Genomic DNA, 14,645 nt, shown 5'->3' on the forward strand with positions numbered 1-14,645 from the left:
TCACCCCGGGGCGTTAACAGAACGAAGCGAACCAGTTCTGGGCAGGGAAGGTGGCGCGGCGAGACCATGGCGCCCGTACCACGGTGCCAGAATCGTTTTGTTAGCGCCTCGGGACCGGACCGGAGGCCGGGGAGGATGGAGCAAGACAATCAGGCACGGCGCGACGCCGTGCCGCAGCATGTCGTCGATTCGGTGATCATCCCCGAAGCCGCCGACGAAGCGCGGGACAGCGAATTCCGGGTTTCACCGCGTATCGAGGACTGGATCGGCGTGATCGTGATGGGGTTGCTGGTAATCATCACGTTCGCCAACGTGGTGGTCCGCTACTTCACCGACGAATCGTTTGCCTGGACCGAGGAGTTCTCGGTCTTCCTGATGATCGTGCTGGCGCTGGTGGCTGGCAGCGCCGCCGTGGCGCGCGATCGCAATATCCGCATCGAATTTTTCTTCGAGCGTGGCAGTGCCGCGCGGCAGAAGCGGCTGGCCATCGTTTCGGCACTGGCCGTCGCGGTCATGTTCCTGGCCCTCGCCGTGCTGGGTGTGCGGATCACGTGGGACGAGTACACGTTCGGTGAGACATCACCGGGCATCGGCGTGCCGAGCTGGTGGTACTCGGTCTGGCTGCCCGTGCTGTCGATCTCAATAACGCTGCGGGCGCTGGCTCTGGCCCTGCGCAATGTCCGGGCGCTGCGTGCCCTGAAGAACGATGGGGAGCGCGCGCAATGACGCTGATCGCCATCATTCTGTTCGTGGTTTTCATTGGCCTGATGCTGCTGGGCGCGCCAATTGGCGTGTCGCTGGGGCTGGGCGGTCTGGTCGCCATCGGCCTGTCGAACCTCGATACGCAAATGTTCGGCCTGCTGGCCGTGCCCCAGAACTTCTATGCCGGTCTTGCCAAGTACCCGCTGCTGGCCATTCCCATGTTCGTGCTGGTCGGTTCGATCTTCGATCGTTCCGGCGTAGCGCAACGACTGGTCACGTTCGCCATCGCGATCGTGGGCCGTGGTCCGGGCATGTTGCCGCTGGTGGCCATCCTCGTGGCGATGTTCCTGGGCGGCATCTCCGGCTCTGGTCCCGCGAACGCGGCCGCGGTAGGGGGCGTGATGATCGCGGCGATGTCGCGTGCGGGCTATCCGGGCTCCTACAGCGCCGCGGTGGTTGGCGCGGCGGCGGCTACGGACATTCTGATCCCGCCGTCGGTGGCGTTCATTATCTACAGCGTGCTGGTGCCAGGCGCATCGGTGCCCGCGCTGTTCGCCGCCGGCATGATCCCGGGCATCCTGGCCGGTGTGGCGTTGATCGTTCCGGCCGTCTGGCTGGCGCGCAAGCACAACATGGGGCATATCGAAGCCGGCTTGCCGCGCCCGCCGTTCTGGAAGAGCCTGCGCGAGGCCGCATGGGGCCTGGTGGCGCCGTTCCTGATTCTGGGTGGCATGCGCGCGGGCTGGTTCACGCCGACCGAGGCCGCCGTCGTGGCCGTGGTCTACGGGTTGTTCGTCGGCATGGTGATCTATCGCAGCATTGGCGTGCGCGACCTGTTCACGATTTTCCAGGAGGCGGCCGAGACATCGGCGGTGATCCTGCTGGTGGTGGCGCTGGCCGGCATCTTCGCCTATGCGCTGTCCACGCTCGGCGTAATCGACCCGCTGGCCAATGCCATTGCGCATTCGGGGCTGGGCGAGTACGGCGTGCTGGCGCTGATCGTGCTGTTGCTGATGACCGTCGGCATGTTCCTGGACGGCATCTCGATCTTCCTGATCTTCGTGCCGCTGCTGCTCCCGATCGCCACCGCGTTCCACTGGAATCCGGTATGGTTTGGCGTGGTGCTCACGCTCAAGGTGGCGCTGGGTCAGTTCACCCCGCCACTGGCCGTGAACCTGATGGTGTCGTGCCGCATCGCGCGCGTGCGCATGGAAGAGACCGTGCCATGGGTGATCTGGATGCTGCTGGCGATGTTCGTCGCCATGCTGATGGTGCTGGCCTATCCGCCGCTGGCCACCTGGCTGCCCGACTACCTGGGCTATTGATATGAACGAGAAAACGAAAAGAGGAGATTCCCGGATGAAACGCCGTGCCCTGATGCTGTCCGTTGCCGCTTCGATCGCCGCCGCCGCGCTTGCGCCGGCCGGTGCGATGGCGCAGACCTACAAGTCCGAATACAAGATGTCGCTGGTGCTCGGTCCCGCATTCCCGTGGGGCAAGGGCGGCGAGATCTGGGCAGACCTGGTGCGTCAGCGCACCAATGGCCGCATCAACATCAAGCTGTATCCGGGCACGTCGCTGGTGGCTGGCGACCAGACGCGCGAGTTCTCGGCGATTCGCCAGGGCGTGATCGACATGGCCGTGGGCTCCACCATCAACTGGTCCCCGCAGGTCAAGGAACTGAACCTGTTCTCGCTCCCGTTCCTGATGCCCGACTACAAGGCGCTGGACTCGTTGACCCAGGGCGATGTGGGCAAGTCGATCTTCGCCACGCTGGAGAAGGCGGGCGTGGTGCCGCTGGCCTGGGGCGAGAACGGTTTCCGCGAGGTCTCGAACTCGAAGCACGAGATCCGCAAGCCGGAAGACCTCAAGGGTCTGAAGCTGCGTGTGGTGGGTTCGCCGTTGTACATCGAGACGTTCAACGCGCTGGGCGCCAACCCCACGCAGATGAGCTGGGCCGATGCGCAGCCGGCCATGGCCTCCGGCGCCGTGGATGGCCAGGAGAACCCGCAGAGCGTGTTCGCCGCTGCCAAGCTCTACACGGTGGGTCAGAAGTTCGTGACGACCTGGGGCTACGTGGCCGACCCGCTGATCTTCGTGGTCAACAAGCAGATCTGGGAAAGCTGGACGCCGGCTGATCGCGAGATCGTCAAGCAGGCCGCCATCGACGCAGGCAAGCAGGAAATCGCGCTGGCCCGCAAGGGGCTGAACGAGGCGGGCGCGCCGGCATGGAAAGACATGGAGCAGCACGGCGTGAAGGTGACCAGCCTGACGCCGGCCGAGCACGATGCCTTCCGCAAGGCCACCACCAAGGTCTACGACAAGTGGAAGAAGCAGATTGGCGCCGATCTGGTGACCAAGGCCGAAGCGTCCATCGCCAATCGCCGATGAAACACGTCTTCACCTTCGTGATGCCGATACGGTGGGGTGACATGGACGCCATGGGTCATGTCAACAACACCGTCTACTTCCGCTACATGGAGCAGGCGCGGCTCGAGTGGTTCGCCTCGCTGGGCCGTAGCGGCAAGGACGCCAGCGGCCATGGGCCGGTCATCATCAACGCCAGCATGACGTTCCTGAAGCAGCTTCGTCACCCCGGCGACATCGAATGCCGCGTGTACGCGGGCAAGCTCGGTCGCACGAGTTTCGAAACGTGGACGGAGATCATCCGGACCGATCTGCCTGACGTGATCTGGGCGGAAGGTGGCGCGAAGGTGGTGTGGTGCGACTATGCGGCGGAGAAGTCGGTCCCGGTTCCGGACGAAATCCGTCGCCTGATCGAGGCGTAGGCTTTACATCCGCAATCGGCAGGTTCCCTCTCCCGTCTCGCGGGAGAGGGGGCGCATCCTCAGTGATTGACAAGGCGTTGGACCAGATCCACCGCCGTATGCGCGCCATATTTCTTCATCAGACGTGCCCGGTAGATGTCCACCGTGCGTGGGCTGATTGCCAGCAGCTTGCCGATCTGCTTGCTGGTTTTGCCCTCGACCAGCTGCGCGGCGATATCGCGCTCCCGCGCGGTCAGCTCGGCTGTTACGGGCCGCTTCTGGGATAGATCTTCGAACGTCCAGATGCCGCTGCCGAGTGGATCCTGCCGGTCCAGCGCGCGGCCGGTGACATGGCACCAGAACAGCTCGCCGTTGGCGCGCTTCATGATCCGCTCGTCCGAGTACATCCCCTTTGCATTCATGATTGGCACGATCCGCGCACCGGTTCGCTCGAACTCGTCGGCGGTGGGGTAGAGCACCTGGAAGGACTCGCCGACCAGGGCATCGCGCGTGGTGCCGAAGATCCGGCAAACCTCGTCATTGCAATCCTCGATCATGCGGGCGCGCGACAGCACCAGCCCGACGGGCGCAAGCTGGAAAGCGGTCTGGTAGTCGATGGACGGCATTATCCCTTATGTACTTTTACGTAATGGCGTTGGCAGTATGCGTTGACGTATGCTTTGGGGCGGCAACGGCGGGGCCTGACCGCTGATTGTACCGTTACAGATTCCGCGTGTGGCCGGTTGGCCATGTGGCGGACCAAGAACGTCGTCGGAAGGCTTCGAACCATCCGCGCGGGACTACCGAGGAAGGAGCAAACAATGAACAAGGTCTACGCCAGCGCTGCTGAGGCGCTCGCGGGCGTCGTACGCGACGGCCAGACGATCGCCGTGGGAGGTTTCGGTCTGTGCGGCATCCCCGAAGCGCTGATCGCGGCACTGCGCGATAGCGGCGCCAAGCAGCTTACCTGCATCTCCAACAATGCTGGCGTCGATGGTTTTGGCCTCGGCCTGCTGCTTGCCACGCGGCAGATCCGCAAGATGATCTCGTCCTACGTGGGCGAGAACAAGGAGTTCGAGCGCCAATACCTGGCTGGCGAACTCGAGCTCGAATTCACGCCGCAGGGCACGCTGGCCGAGAAGCTGCGCGCCGGCGGATCGGGTATCCCGGCGTTCTTCACCAAGACCGGCGTGGGCACGATCGTCGCGGATGGCAAGGAAATCCGCGAATTCGACGGCCAGCAATACGTGATGGAGCGTTCGCTGACGGCAGACGTGGCGCTGGTCAAGGCCAAGAAGGCTGACAAGGCAGGCAATCTGGTCTTCCGCCGCACCGCCCGCAACTTCAACCCGGTTTGCGCAATGGCCGGAAAGATCACGGTGGTCGAGGTGGAAGAGATCGTTGAAACCGGTGAGATCGATCCGGACGACGTCCACCTGCCGGGCATCTTCGTGCACCGCATCGTGCTGAACACGAACCCCGAAAAACGCATCGAACAGCGCACCGTGCGTGCCAAGTAAGGAGACAGATCATGGCATGGACACGTGATGAAATGGCCGCGCGCGCGGCCCGGGAACTGCAGGACGGTTTCTATGTGAACCTCGGTATCGGCCTGCCGACGCTGGTGGCCAACCACGTGCCGGAAGGCATGGAAGTGTGGCTGCAGTCGGAGAACGGCCTGCTGGGCATCGGCCCGTTCCCGACCGAGGAAGAAGTGGACGCCGACATGATCAATGCGGGCAAGCAGACGGTGACGACGCTGCCCGGGTCGTCGATCTTCTCGTCGGCCGATTCGTTCGCGATGATTCGCGGCGGCAAGATCAACCTCGCCATCCTGGGCGCCATGCAGGTCAGCCAGCGCGGCGACCTGGCCAACTGGATGATCCCGGGCAAGATGGTCAAGGGCATGGGCGGCGCGATGGACCTCGTGGCCGGCGTGGGTCGTGTGGTGGTGCTGATGGAGCATACCGCCAAGAAAAAGGATGGCACCGAGGACATCAAGATCCTTGAGGCGTGCAATCTGCCGCTGACTGGTGTGGGTGTGGTGAATCGCATCATCACCGACCTGGCCGTGATGGACGTGACGCCGGAAGGCCTGAAGCTGGTGGAAACCGCCCCGGGCGTGAGCCGGGAGGAAGTGCAGGCGAAGACGGGTACGAAACTGATCTGAGCCGCAGGTCCGGCCGCTTGGTACGGTGGCCAACGCACAGTAGCCAAATAGAGAAAGCCCCCGCCGGTTCATGCCGGCGGGGGCTTTTTTCTTGGCGAGGGTTGCCGTTCGCGGAGCCTGGCTCGCCCGAGCCTCAGGATTTCGCCTTGTTGTAGCTCGAGAAGACCGACGCCGCGCCATTGGCCTTCACCAGCAGCACGTCGAACGGGTCCTTGCGCGGACCATATTCCATGCCCGGAGATCCTACCGGCATTCCCGGCACGGCCAATCCAGCGGCCTGCGGCTTGCTGGCCAGCAGCTTCTTGATGTCGGCTGCCGGCACGTGGCCTTCGATACCATAGCCGGCGATGACACCGGTGTGGCACGAGCCGAATCGGTCCGGAATCCCGTACTTGGTGCGATAGACGCCAGTGTCCTCCACATCGTGCGTGGTCACCGTAAAGCCATTGGCACGCAGATGCTTGACCCAGTCTTCGCAGCAGCCGCAAGTCGGGCTTTTGTAGACGTCGATGGCCAACAGCTTCGGCGACTGCGCCATGGCCAACACCGGCGCCAGCGTCAGCGAACTGGCGCCAAGGATGCGCAGGAAGTTACGTCGGTCTGCCATTTACTGCACTCCTATTTCTCTTATTGGGCCACCCAGCCGCCGTCCATGTTCCAGATCGCGCCGCGCACCTGACGCGCGGCTTCGCTCGACAGGAACACCGCCAGCGCGCCGAGTTCCTCGGGCGTGACGAACTGGCCGGAAGGCTGCTTCTCGATCACCAGTTCGCGCTTGGCTTGCTCGACCGGAATCCCTTCCTTCTGGGCGCGGGCTTCCACCTGCTTCTGTACCAGTGGCGTCAGCACCCAGCCCGGGCAGATGGCATTGGCCGTGACGCCGGTCTGCGCCGTTTCGAGCGCGGTGACCTTGGTGAAGCCGACGATGCCGTGTTTCGCGGCCACGTAGGCCGACTTTTCCGCCGATGCCACGAGACCGTGGGTCGAGGCGATATTGATGACCCGCCCCCAGTTCTTCGCCTTCATCGAGGGCAGGGCCAGGCGGGTGGTGTGGAATGCGGAGGTGAGATTGATGGCGATGATCGCGTCCCAGCGATCGACCGGAAATTCCTCGATCTTCGCCACGAACTGGATGCCTGCGTTATTGACCAGGATGTCCACGCCGCCGAAGTCCTTCTCGGCATAGCGCATCATGTCCTCGATCTCGGCAGCCTTGCTCATGTCGGCGCCGTGGTAGCCAACCTGAATGCCGCTGCCGGATTTGGCGATCTCCGCCTTTGCGCCGTCCACGTCACCGAATCCGTTGACAATGATGTTCGCACCTTGCGCGGCTAGCGCTTGGGCGATGCCGAGTCCGATACCGCTGGTCGATCCAGTGACCAGTGCCGTCTTGCCTTTGAGCATGGATGCCTCCGTTGGGCGAGTCAGGATGTGCTGTGGCATTGTACTCGCTGAGCGTACAATCCTGCTTTGGCCAAAAGCCCGCAATTTGGTTCAACCGCCCGGTTCGACCGTCGTACTTTCCGAAGTAGTCATATCGCTTAACCTTTCGCGCCATCATGCCTGCGGCGCGAGATTGCAGGGAGTCCAGATGTCTTCCAGTCCGCGCCTCGGCTTCGTACAGTGCATCAGTGCCGCCGGCCTGCATCGCATGGCCTATCACGAGTGGGGAGATCCCGCGAATCAGCGAGTGCTGGTGTGCGTGCACGGCCTGACCCGTACCGGACGTGATTTCGATGCGCTGGCACGTTCGTTGAGCGACGAGTACCGCGTGGTGTGCCCGGACGTGGCGGGCCGTGGCCGCTCCGACTGGCTGGCCGACCCGCGGGGCTACGTGTTGCCGCAGTACGTGTCCGATATGGTCACGCTGATCGCGCGACTGAACGTCGAACAGGTGGACTGGTTCGGCACGTCGATGGGCGGGCTGATCGGCATCGGGCTGGCCGGGCTGGCCAAGTCGCCGGTGCGCAAGCTGCTGCTCAACGATGTGGGTCCGCGCATCACCGCGCAATCGATGGAACGGATTGGTGCGTATCTGGGTTTGCCGGTGCGCTTCAAGACGTTCGAGGAAGGGTTGGCCTATCTGCAAACGATCAGCGCTTCATTCGGCCGTCATACTCCCGAGCAGTGGCGCGAGTTGAATGGCGCGATCCTGAAACCGGTGCAGGGCGCCGAGGGGCTCGAATGGGGATTGCATTACGACCCGGCGCTGGCCGTGCCGTTCAAGGACGCGACGCCGGAGGCGATGCAGGCTGGTGAGGCCGCGCTGTGGGCGATGTTCGAGGCCATTCAAGGGCCGACACTGGTGGTGCGCGGCGCGCAGTCCGATCTGCTGATGCGCGAGATCCTGGCCGAAATGGTGGCGCGCGGAAAGCAGGTGTCGAGCGTGGAGATTCCCGATGTGGGTCATGCTCCGACCTTCGTCGATGCGGCGCAGATTGCCATCGCCCGTCAATTTTTCCTGGGGTCTTGAGCCCCGCTACTGAACGAAAACTGTCATGAGCACCAACACCCTGAAGCGCGCCCACGTGGGCAAGCGTCTGTCCGAATACGCGGTCTACAACGGCGTGGTCTATCTGGCCGGCCAGGTGCCCGAGGTCGACCCCAAGGCCGACCTGCGCGGCCAGACGCGTGAGGTGCTGGGCCATATCGACCGCCTGCTGGCTGAAGCCGGCAGCGACAAGACACGCATCCTGATGTGTCAGATCTTCCTGACGGACATCACGCGCATTGGCGAGATGAACGAGGTGTGGGACGAGTGGGTGGCGCAAGGCAATACACCGCCGCGGGCCACCGTCCAGGCGGCGCTGGCCAATCCCGACTACCTGATCGAAGTGGTGGTGACGGCCGCGCTCAACTGATGCGGGGCGGCAAGACATGGTGACATCGACGGAGCTGACGGGGCAGACCGCGGGCGTGCCCGACGCCGGGCTCGTCGAGCGCGCGCTCGCGTATGTGCGCGAGAAGGCCGACGGCGAGAAACCCACGACACTGCCCACCGGCGAGACCGTGCTGTCTCACGCCGAGGGGATGCTGCGTATCCTGGATGGCCTGCGCGTGGACGATGCCGCGCGTGCGGCGGCGTGCCTGTTCCCGATGGTGGCGTTTGTGCCCGGCGTCGAGGCGCACATCGAGGAGCGCTTCGGCGAGGACGTGGCGCGGCTGGTGAAGGGCGTGCGGCAACTGTTGCGGATTGGCGCGATCGCCACGCAGGCCGAGGCCGTCGAAACGTCGAAGTCGCAGGCGGCGGCGCGGCAGGAGCAGGTGGAGGCGCTGCGCAAGATGCTGCTGGCCTTCGCGCAGGACATCCGTGTGGTGCTGGTGCGGCTGGCTTCGCGTCTGCAGACGTTGCGCTGGCTGGCGCAGACCAAGAGCCAGCCGCTGCCAGGCGTGGCGCGCGAAACGCTCGATATCTACGCGCCGCTGGCGAACCGGCTGGGTATCTGGCAGATGAAGTGGGAGCTCGAGGATCTGGCCTTCCGCTTCGAGCAGCCCGAGACCTACAAGCGCATCGCCAAGCTGCTCGACGAAAAACGCATCGAGCGAGAGGGCTATATCTCGCAGGCGATCGCGCGGCTGCAGTCCGAGCTGGCGGCGGCGGGCATTCGCGCCGAAGTGACCGGGCGACCCAAGCACATCTACAGCATCTGGAAGAAGATGCGGGGCAAGGCGCTCGATTTCGCCGATCTCTACGACGTGCGCGCCTTCCGCGTGATCGTCGACGACATCAAGGACTGCTATACGGTGCTCGGTATCGTGCACCACATCTGGCAACCGATTCCGCGCGAGTTCGACGACTACATTTCGCGGCCGAAGGCGAATGGCTACAAATCCCTGCACACGGTGGTGATCGGCGACGATGGCCGAGCGTTCGAGGTGCAGATCCGTACGCACGAGATGCACCACTTCGCCGAGTACGGCGTGGCGGCGCACTGGCGCTACAAGGAGGCGGGTGGCAAGGGCTATAGCGGTCAGTTCACGGCGGACAACAGCTACGACGAGAAAATCGCGTGGCTGCGGCAACTGCTGGCGTGGAAGGATGATGCCGATCATACGGTCACGCACGAGGATTCGCCGTGGGAGCAGCTCAAGCACGCAGCAATCGACGACCACATCTATGTGCTGACGCCGCAGGCGCGTGTGGTGGCGTTGCCCCAGGGCGCCACGCCGGTGGATTTTGCCTACTACCTGCATAGTGACCTCGGTCATCGTTGCCGCGGTGCGCGCGTCGATGGCGCGATGGTGCCGCTCAACACGCCGCTCAAGAACGGGCAGACCGTGGAGATCGTGGCGGTCAAGCAGGGTGGGCCATCGCGTGACTGGCTGAACCCCGAGCTGGGCTACCTGGCCAGCAGCCGCGCGCGCGCCAAGGTGCGTGCATGGTTCAATGCACTCGACTCTCAGGAGACGATTGCCCAAGGGCGCGCCCTGATCGAAAAGACGTTGCAGCGCGAGGGGAAGACGGCGGTCAATCTCGACGATCTCGCCACCCGACTCAACTTCAAGACACCCGATGATCTGTTCGCGGCGGTGGCGAAGGAAGAGTTCAGCCTGCGCCACGTGGAGCAGGCGCTGCGGCATCCGGACGGGGAAGTGCAGCCGCAGTTCAGCGAGGAAGAGGCCGTTACCAAGAAGAGTCGCGCCACCAGCGTGGCGCGCGGCGCCAAGAGTGGCGTGCTCGTGGTGGGCGTCGATTCGCTGATGACCCAAATGTCTCGCTGCTGCAAGCCGGCGCCGCCGGACGATATCGTTGGCTTCGTGACTCGTGGTCGGGGTGTGTCGATCCATCGACGCAACTGCCACACGTTCCAGCAACTGTCGACGCGAGACCCCGAGCGGGTGATCCAGACGGAGTGGGGCAAGCGCAGCGATGCCGTGTATCCCGTGGACATCCAGGTGGAGGCGATCGACCGGCAAGGCTTGCTGCGCGATATTTCCGAAGTGCTTTCGCGCGAAAAGATCAACGTCACGGGTGTGAAGACGCTGTCGAGCAAGGGTGTCGCTCGAATGCAGTTCACGGCGGAGGTTGCCGAGGCCACGCAACTTCAGCGTGCGATTTCCCTGATCGAAGAAGTGCAGGGGGTGTTGCACGCGAAACGAAAATAAGGTTATACTTGCAGCTTCGCTAGGCTCGTAGCTCAGCTGGTTAGAGCACCACCTTGACATGGTGGGGGTCGTTGGTTCGAGTCCAATCGAGCCTACCAACGAACATGCAGTAAAACGTAGCACCCGTCGGCAATCGAAGGCTGGCGCTGGCAGATCCGAATAACCTTCCAAGGAACGGAAACGCATCATGAGCAAGACAACTCGAACTACTACCGCTGGTTAGCGACAGTAGTCGAGGTGCGCCTTCGACCCGTAGTGTGTGATACGGGGAAACACAGAAAAACGCGGCCTTGGCCGCGTTTTTTTTCGTCTGTCGTTTTCCAGCATCCAGTAAGCTGCCTCGTCGCTCGCCGTGAGGCAGCCAGAAAGATTCGTTGCTGGTCGTGTCCTATAGCCGTTGAGGCGATTGGATGGGCCGGCGCCACAAAAGAAGCTATGCTCCGCTCGCCACATCGCCTGAAGGCCGGTGCAGCGGAATCCTCGAGAGGTGCAAGATGATCGTAATCACGCTGCCAGACGGTTCCCGTCGTGAGTATCCCGGCCCCGTCACGGTGGCCGAAGTGGCGCAGAGCATTGGCTCCGGACTGGCCAAAGCAGCGCTCGCCGGCAAGGTCGATGGTCGCATGGTCGATACGAGCTTCAGGATCGACCAGGATGCGTCGCTGTCCATCGTCACGGACAAGGATGCAGATGGCGTCGACGTGATTCGTCACTCGACGGCTCACTTGCTGGCCTACGCTGTCAAGGAGCTGTATCCCGACGCGCAGGTCACGATCGGTCCGGTCATTGACAACGGCTTCTACTACGACTTCTCGTACAAGCGTCCCTTCACGCCGGAAGACCTTGCCGCCATCGAAAAGAAGATGACGGAACTCGCCCGCAAGGACGAGAAGGTGTCGCGCGAGGTATGGAATCGCGATGAGGCGGTGGCCCTGTTCGAGTCGATGGGCGAGAAGTACAAGGCCGAGATCATTGCGTCGATTCCCGCGGATCAGGAGATCGGCCTCTATCGCGAAGGCAGCTTCGTCGACCTGTGCCGTGGCCCGCACGTACCGTCCACGGGAAAGCTCAAGGTCTTCAAGCTGATGAAGGTGGCCGGTGCCTACTGGCGCGGCGACTCGAACAACGAGATGCTCCAGCGTATCTACGGTACGGCCTGGGCGAAGAAGGAAGACCAGGACGCCTACCTGCATATGCTGGAGGAGGCTGAGAAGCGCGATCACCGCCGCCTGGGCAAGACACTTGACCTGTTCCATCTGCAGGAAGAGGCGCCTGGCATGGTGTTCTGGCACCCGAAGGGCTGGCAGGTGTGGCAGGCCGTCGAGCAATACATGCGCGGCCGTCTGGGTCAGGCCGGCTATGAGGAAGTGCGCACGCCGCAGGTGATGGATCGTTCGCTCTGGGAGCGTTCCGGCCACTGGGACAACTATAAAGAGAACATGTTTGTCACGGAGTCGGAGAAGCGCGATTACGCGATCAAGCCGATGAACTGCCCGGGCCATGTGCAGATCTTCAACCACGGCCTGCGCTCGTACCGCGACCTGCCGCTGCGTCTTGCCGAATTCGGTGCGTGCCATCGCAACGAGCCCTCGGGAGCGTTGCACGGGCTGATGCGTGTGCGAGGTTTTGTGCAGGATGATGCGCATATTTTCTGCACGGAAGAGCAGATCGTCGAGGAGGCCAAGGCCTTCAACGAACTCGCGTTCTCGATCTATGACGACTTTGGCTTCAAGGATGTCGCGGTGAAGCTGTCGCTGCGCCCGGAAAAGCGCGCGGGTTCGGACGCGGTCTGGGATCACGCCGAGGATGGCCTGCGCCTGGCGCTGCGTGCCTGTGGCGTGGAGTGGGAGGAGCTGCCGGGCGAGGGTGCTTTCTACGGCCCGAAGGTCGAGTACCACATCAAGGATGCAATCGGCCGCTCGTGGCAGTGCGGCACGCTGCAGCTCGATCTGGTGCTGCCGGAGCGCCTGGGCGCCGAGTACGTCTCCGAGGATAATTCCCGGAAGCGACCGGTCATGCTGCACCGCGCGATCCTTGGTTCGTTCGAGCGCTTCCTGGGTATCTTGCTGGAAAACCACGCGGGTGCGCTGCCGGCCTGGCTGGCTCCAGAGCAGGTGGTGGTGATGAATATCGCCGAATCCCAGTCGGAATATGCTGAAAACGTTGTGCAACTCTTGCAAAAACAAGGGTTTAGGGCCAAGGCGGATTTGCGTAACGAGAAAATTACGTATAAAATTCGCGAGCATTCCCTCCAGAAGATCCCTTACCTGCTGGTAATTGGCGACAAGGAGCGGGATGCCAATCAAGTGGCCGTGCGTGCCCGTGGCAACGTGGATCTGGGTGTCATGCCTGTTTCCGCGTTTGTGGAGCGTCTGCAACAGGACGTTTCCAGCAAAGCCTGAGGGTGTCGAGCACGGCTTGTTTTTTTGTCTTCTTGAGGTAACGGAACATCGCTACAGACAAAGGTCACCGTATCAACCGGGAAATCAGCGCGCCTGAGCTGCGCTTGGTAGGGGTTGATAACGAGCAGCTCGGCATCGTCAAATTCATGGACGCACTGCGCCTGGCCGAGGACAAGGACTTGGATCTCGTGGAGATCGCGCCCAACGCGACTCCGCCCGTGGCCCGCATCATGGACTACGGCAAGTTCAAGTACGAGGAAGCCAAGCGCGCCCACGAGGCCAAGCTCAAGCAGAAAATCATCCAGGTCAAGGAAGTGAAATTCCGTCCTGGCACGGATGATGGCGACTACAACGTCAAGCTGCGCAACTTGCGACGCTTCCTGGAAGAGGGTGACAAGACCAAGATCACGTTGCGCTTCCGTGGCCGTGAAATGGCCCACCAGGAAATCGGCGCGCGCGTGCTCGAGCGTCTGAAGGCTGACCTGGAGGAACTGGGTCAGGTCGAGCAGATGCCGAAGATGGAAGGTCGCCAGATGGTGATGGTGCTGGCCCCCAAGAAGAAGAAGTGATTCTTGTGCGGGGTGGCGGCCGGGGTGCCATGTGCATCCCGGCGTCGTCCTGTGCGGAAACCGTGCGCGGCGCTTCGTGTGCTGCGTACAAAAACAAGTGGATACGGGTTTTGCAAGTGACGGCGTCAGCCGTCCACCTGTATGCATGTCATAGAGCTGGAGTTTTTCATGCCTAAGATGAAGACCAAGAAAAGCGCCTCCAAGCGCTTTACTGCGCGCCCGAACGGTTCGTTCAAGCGCGGCCAGGCCTTCAAGCGTCACATCCTGACCAAGAAGACCACCAAGAACAAGCGTCAACTGCGCGGCACCCAGGACGTCCATGAGACGAACCTGAAGTCCGTTCGCGCAATGATGCCTTACGCATAACCTCAAACGATAACGAAAGGAGTTTTATATGCCTCGAGTCAAGCGTGGGGTTACTGCACGGGCCCGTCACAAGAAAGTCATCGACGCTGCCAAGGGTTACCGCGGCCGTCGTAATAATGTCTATCGCATCGCCAAGCAGGCGGTCATGCGTGCTGGTCAGTACGCCTACCGCGATCGTCGCAACAAGAAGCGCGTGTTCCGCGCGCTCTGGATTGCACGTATCAACGCTGCTACGCGTGAGCATGGCATGACCTACAGCGTGTTCATGAACGGCCTGAAGAAGGCTTCGATTGAACTGGACCGCAAGGTGCTGTCGGACATGGCTATCCACGACAAGCCTGCCTTTGCCGCCATCGTCAACCAGGTGAAAGCCACCGTTGCCTGATGCCGGCTGCGGAAGCGCCTAGATCGCGCTTCCGGGCAAGCACCGACCGCAAGGTCTGCTGAAACGGGGCTCCTCACCGAGCCCCGTTTTTATTTCGAATGCCGTGTCGATCGGAGCGATCCGAGACGGCATTCGAAATAGATGCGCCGCACGCGCATTGCCGCGTGCAGTGTCAAC

General features: G+C 62.6%; 16 protein-coding genes and 1 tRNA gene. 14 read left to right on the forward strand and 3 right to left on the reverse strand.

Going from position 1 to position 14,645, the window contains the following annotated elements; genetic code table 11:
- The first annotated feature begins 135 nt into the window (after window positions 1–135).
- Genes RMET_RS05775 through RMET_RS05790 form a run of 4 tightly spaced genes read left to right on the forward strand, consistent with a single transcriptional unit; the run spans window position 136 to window position 3,491 of the window.
- On the forward strand, window positions 136–726 hold the full coding sequence (locus RMET_RS05775) for a TRAP transporter small permease (protein WP_011515935.1): 591 nt from the start codon (window positions 136–138) through the stop codon (window positions 724–726).
- Window positions 723–2,027 carry a TRAP transporter large permease gene (locus RMET_RS05780; protein ID WP_011515936.1) on the forward strand — a complete coding sequence of 435 codons (1,305 nt, stop codon included), beginning with the start codon at window positions 723–725 and terminating at the stop codon, window positions 2,025–2,027. The genes RMET_RS05775 and RMET_RS05780 overlap by 4 nt, the downstream gene beginning before the upstream one ends.
- Window positions 2,028–2,061: 34 nt before the next feature.
- Window positions 2,062–3,093, forward strand: coding sequence for a DctP family TRAP transporter solute-binding subunit (locus tag RMET_RS05785; RefSeq protein WP_011515937.1), 1,032 nt, complete (start codon window positions 2,062–2,064; stop codon window positions 3,091–3,093).
- Entirely contained in the window at window positions 3,090–3,491 is a 402-nt protein-coding gene (locus RMET_RS05790; RefSeq protein ID WP_011515938.1) for an acyl-CoA thioesterase, read from the forward strand. Before RMET_RS05785 ends, RMET_RS05790 begins: the two co-directional genes overlap by 4 nt.
- A 59-nt stretch (window positions 3,492–3,550) precedes the next feature.
- On the opposite strand, the gene RMET_RS05795 is transcribed toward RMET_RS05790, so the two are convergent.
- Window positions 3,551–4,096: a PAS and helix-turn-helix domain-containing protein gene (locus RMET_RS05795; protein WP_008650510.1), complete on the reverse strand. Its 546-nt coding sequence runs from the start codon at window positions 4,094–4,096 to the stop codon at window positions 3,551–3,553.
- Between the two features lie 195 nt (window positions 4,097–4,291).
- Here RMET_RS05795 and RMET_RS05800 point away from each other — a divergent pair, with 195 nt between their 5' ends.
- The gene (locus RMET_RS05800; RefSeq protein ID WP_008650509.1) at window positions 4,292–4,990 is read left to right on the forward strand and encodes a CoA transferase subunit A; all 699 of its coding nucleotides are present in this window, start codon (window positions 4,292–4,294) and stop codon (window positions 4,988–4,990) included.
- A gap of 11 nt (window positions 4,991–5,001) precedes the next feature.
- Window positions 5,002–5,640 carry a CoA transferase subunit B gene (locus RMET_RS05805; RefSeq protein ID WP_011515939.1) on the forward strand — a complete coding sequence of 213 codons (639 nt, stop codon included), beginning with the start codon at window positions 5,002–5,004 and terminating at the stop codon, window positions 5,638–5,640.
- Between the two features lie 133 nt (window positions 5,641–5,773).
- Here the strand turns inward: RMET_RS05805 and RMET_RS05810 are convergent, their stop codons facing one another.
- Together RMET_RS05810 and RMET_RS05815 are read right to left on the reverse strand one after the other, a co-directional pair.
- Window positions 5,774–6,247, reverse strand: a complete 474-nt coding sequence (locus tag RMET_RS05810) for a DUF411 domain-containing protein (RefSeq protein WP_011515940.1) — start codon at window positions 6,245–6,247, stop codon at window positions 5,774–5,776.
- Window positions 6,248–6,267: 20 nt separating this feature from the next.
- Window positions 6,268–7,044, reverse strand: coding sequence for a 3-hydroxybutyrate dehydrogenase (locus RMET_RS05815; protein ID WP_011515941.1), 777 nt, complete (start codon window positions 7,042–7,044; stop codon window positions 6,268–6,270).
- A 187-nt stretch (window positions 7,045–7,231) separates the two neighbouring features.
- On the opposite strand from RMET_RS05815, the gene RMET_RS05820 reads away from it, so the two are divergent.
- The 8 genes from RMET_RS05820 (at window position 7,232) to rplT (ending at window position 14,468) form a co-directional block, all read left to right on the forward strand.
- On the forward strand, window positions 7,232–8,113 hold the full coding sequence (locus RMET_RS05820) for an alpha/beta fold hydrolase (RefSeq protein WP_011515942.1): 882 nt from the start codon (window positions 7,232–7,234) through the stop codon (window positions 8,111–8,113).
- A 25-nt stretch (window positions 8,114–8,138) separates the two neighbouring features.
- Entirely contained in the window at window positions 8,139–8,501 is a 363-nt protein-coding gene (locus RMET_RS05825) for a RidA family protein (RefSeq protein WP_008650501.1), read from the forward strand.
- Between the two features lie 16 nt (window positions 8,502–8,517).
- Complete coding sequence (locus tag RMET_RS05830; RefSeq protein WP_011515943.1) at window positions 8,518–10,746, forward strand: RelA/SpoT family protein; 2,229 nt, start codon at window positions 8,518–8,520, stop codon at window positions 10,744–10,746.
- Window positions 10,747–10,767: 21 nt separating this feature from the next.
- A tRNA-Val gene (locus RMET_RS05835) sits at window positions 10,768–10,844 on the forward strand.
- A 396-nt stretch (window positions 10,845–11,240) separates the two neighbouring features.
- Complete coding sequence (thrS, locus tag RMET_RS05840; protein WP_029308133.1) at window positions 11,241–13,148, forward strand: threonine--tRNA ligase; 1,908 nt, start codon at window positions 11,241–11,243, stop codon at window positions 13,146–13,148.
- A gap of 47 nt (window positions 13,149–13,195) precedes the next feature.
- Window positions 13,196–13,717, forward strand: coding sequence for a translation initiation factor IF-3 (infC, locus tag RMET_RS05845; protein ID WP_080672715.1), 522 nt, complete (start codon window positions 13,196–13,198; stop codon window positions 13,715–13,717).
- Between the two features lie 168 nt (window positions 13,718–13,885).
- The gene (gene rpmI / locus RMET_RS05850) at window positions 13,886–14,083 is read left to right on the forward strand and encodes a 50S ribosomal protein L35 (protein ID WP_006575466.1); all 198 of its coding nucleotides are present in this window, start codon (window positions 13,886–13,888) and stop codon (window positions 14,081–14,083) included.
- Between the two features lie 28 nt (window positions 14,084–14,111).
- Window positions 14,112–14,468 carry a 50S ribosomal protein L20 gene (rplT, locus tag RMET_RS05855; RefSeq protein WP_008650487.1) on the forward strand — a complete coding sequence of 119 codons (357 nt, stop codon included), beginning with the start codon at window positions 14,112–14,114 and terminating at the stop codon, window positions 14,466–14,468.
- Window positions 14,469–14,645 lie beyond the last annotated feature (177 nt).

This window comes from Cupriavidus metallidurans CH34 (assembly GCF_000196015.1).
Classification (GTDB): Bacteria; Pseudomonadota; Gammaproteobacteria; order Burkholderiales; family Burkholderiaceae; genus Cupriavidus; species Cupriavidus metallidurans.

Excerpts from the sequence above, each read along its gene's own strand:
- RMET_RS05775 (WP_011515935.1), top strand. The coding sequence starts at position 136 with ATGGAGCAAGACAATCAGGCACGGCGCGACGCCGTGCCGCAGCATGTC.
- RMET_RS05780 (WP_011515936.1), top strand. The coding sequence starts at position 723 with ATGACGCTGATCGCCATCATTCTGTTCGTGGTTTTCATTGGCCTGATG.
- RMET_RS05785 (WP_011515937.1), top strand. The coding sequence starts at position 2,062 with ATGAAACGCCGTGCCCTGATGCTGTCCGTTGCCGCTTCGATCGCCGCC.
- RMET_RS05790 (WP_011515938.1), top strand. The coding sequence starts at position 3,090 with ATGAAACACGTCTTCACCTTCGTGATGCCGATACGGTGGGGTGACATG.
- RMET_RS05795 (WP_008650510.1), bottom strand. The coding sequence starts at position 4,096 with ATGCCGTCCATCGACTACCAGACCGCTTTCCAGCTTGCGCCCGTCGGG.
- RMET_RS05800 (WP_008650509.1), top strand. The coding sequence starts at position 4,292 with ATGAACAAGGTCTACGCCAGCGCTGCTGAGGCGCTCGCGGGCGTCGTA.
- RMET_RS05805 (WP_011515939.1), top strand. The coding sequence starts at position 5,002 with ATGGCATGGACACGTGATGAAATGGCCGCGCGCGCGGCCCGGGAACTG.
- RMET_RS05810 (WP_011515940.1), bottom strand. The coding sequence starts at position 6,247 with ATGGCAGACCGACGTAACTTCCTGCGCATCCTTGGCGCCAGTTCGCTG.
- RMET_RS05815 (WP_011515941.1), bottom strand. The coding sequence starts at position 7,044 with ATGCTCAAAGGCAAGACGGCACTGGTCACTGGATCGACCAGCGGTATC.
- RMET_RS05820 (WP_011515942.1), top strand. The coding sequence starts at position 7,232 with ATGTCTTCCAGTCCGCGCCTCGGCTTCGTACAGTGCATCAGTGCCGCC.
- RMET_RS05825 (WP_008650501.1), top strand. The coding sequence starts at position 8,139 with ATGAGCACCAACACCCTGAAGCGCGCCCACGTGGGCAAGCGTCTGTCC.
- RMET_RS05830 (WP_011515943.1), top strand. The coding sequence starts at position 8,518 with ATGGTGACATCGACGGAGCTGACGGGGCAGACCGCGGGCGTGCCCGAC.
- thrS (WP_029308133.1), top strand. The coding sequence starts at position 11,241 with ATGATCGTAATCACGCTGCCAGACGGTTCCCGTCGTGAGTATCCCGGC.
- rpmI (WP_006575466.1), top strand. The coding sequence starts at position 13,886 with ATGCCTAAGATGAAGACCAAGAAAAGCGCCTCCAAGCGCTTTACTGCG.
- rplT (WP_008650487.1), top strand. The coding sequence starts at position 14,112 with ATGCCTCGAGTCAAGCGTGGGGTTACTGCACGGGCCCGTCACAAGAAA.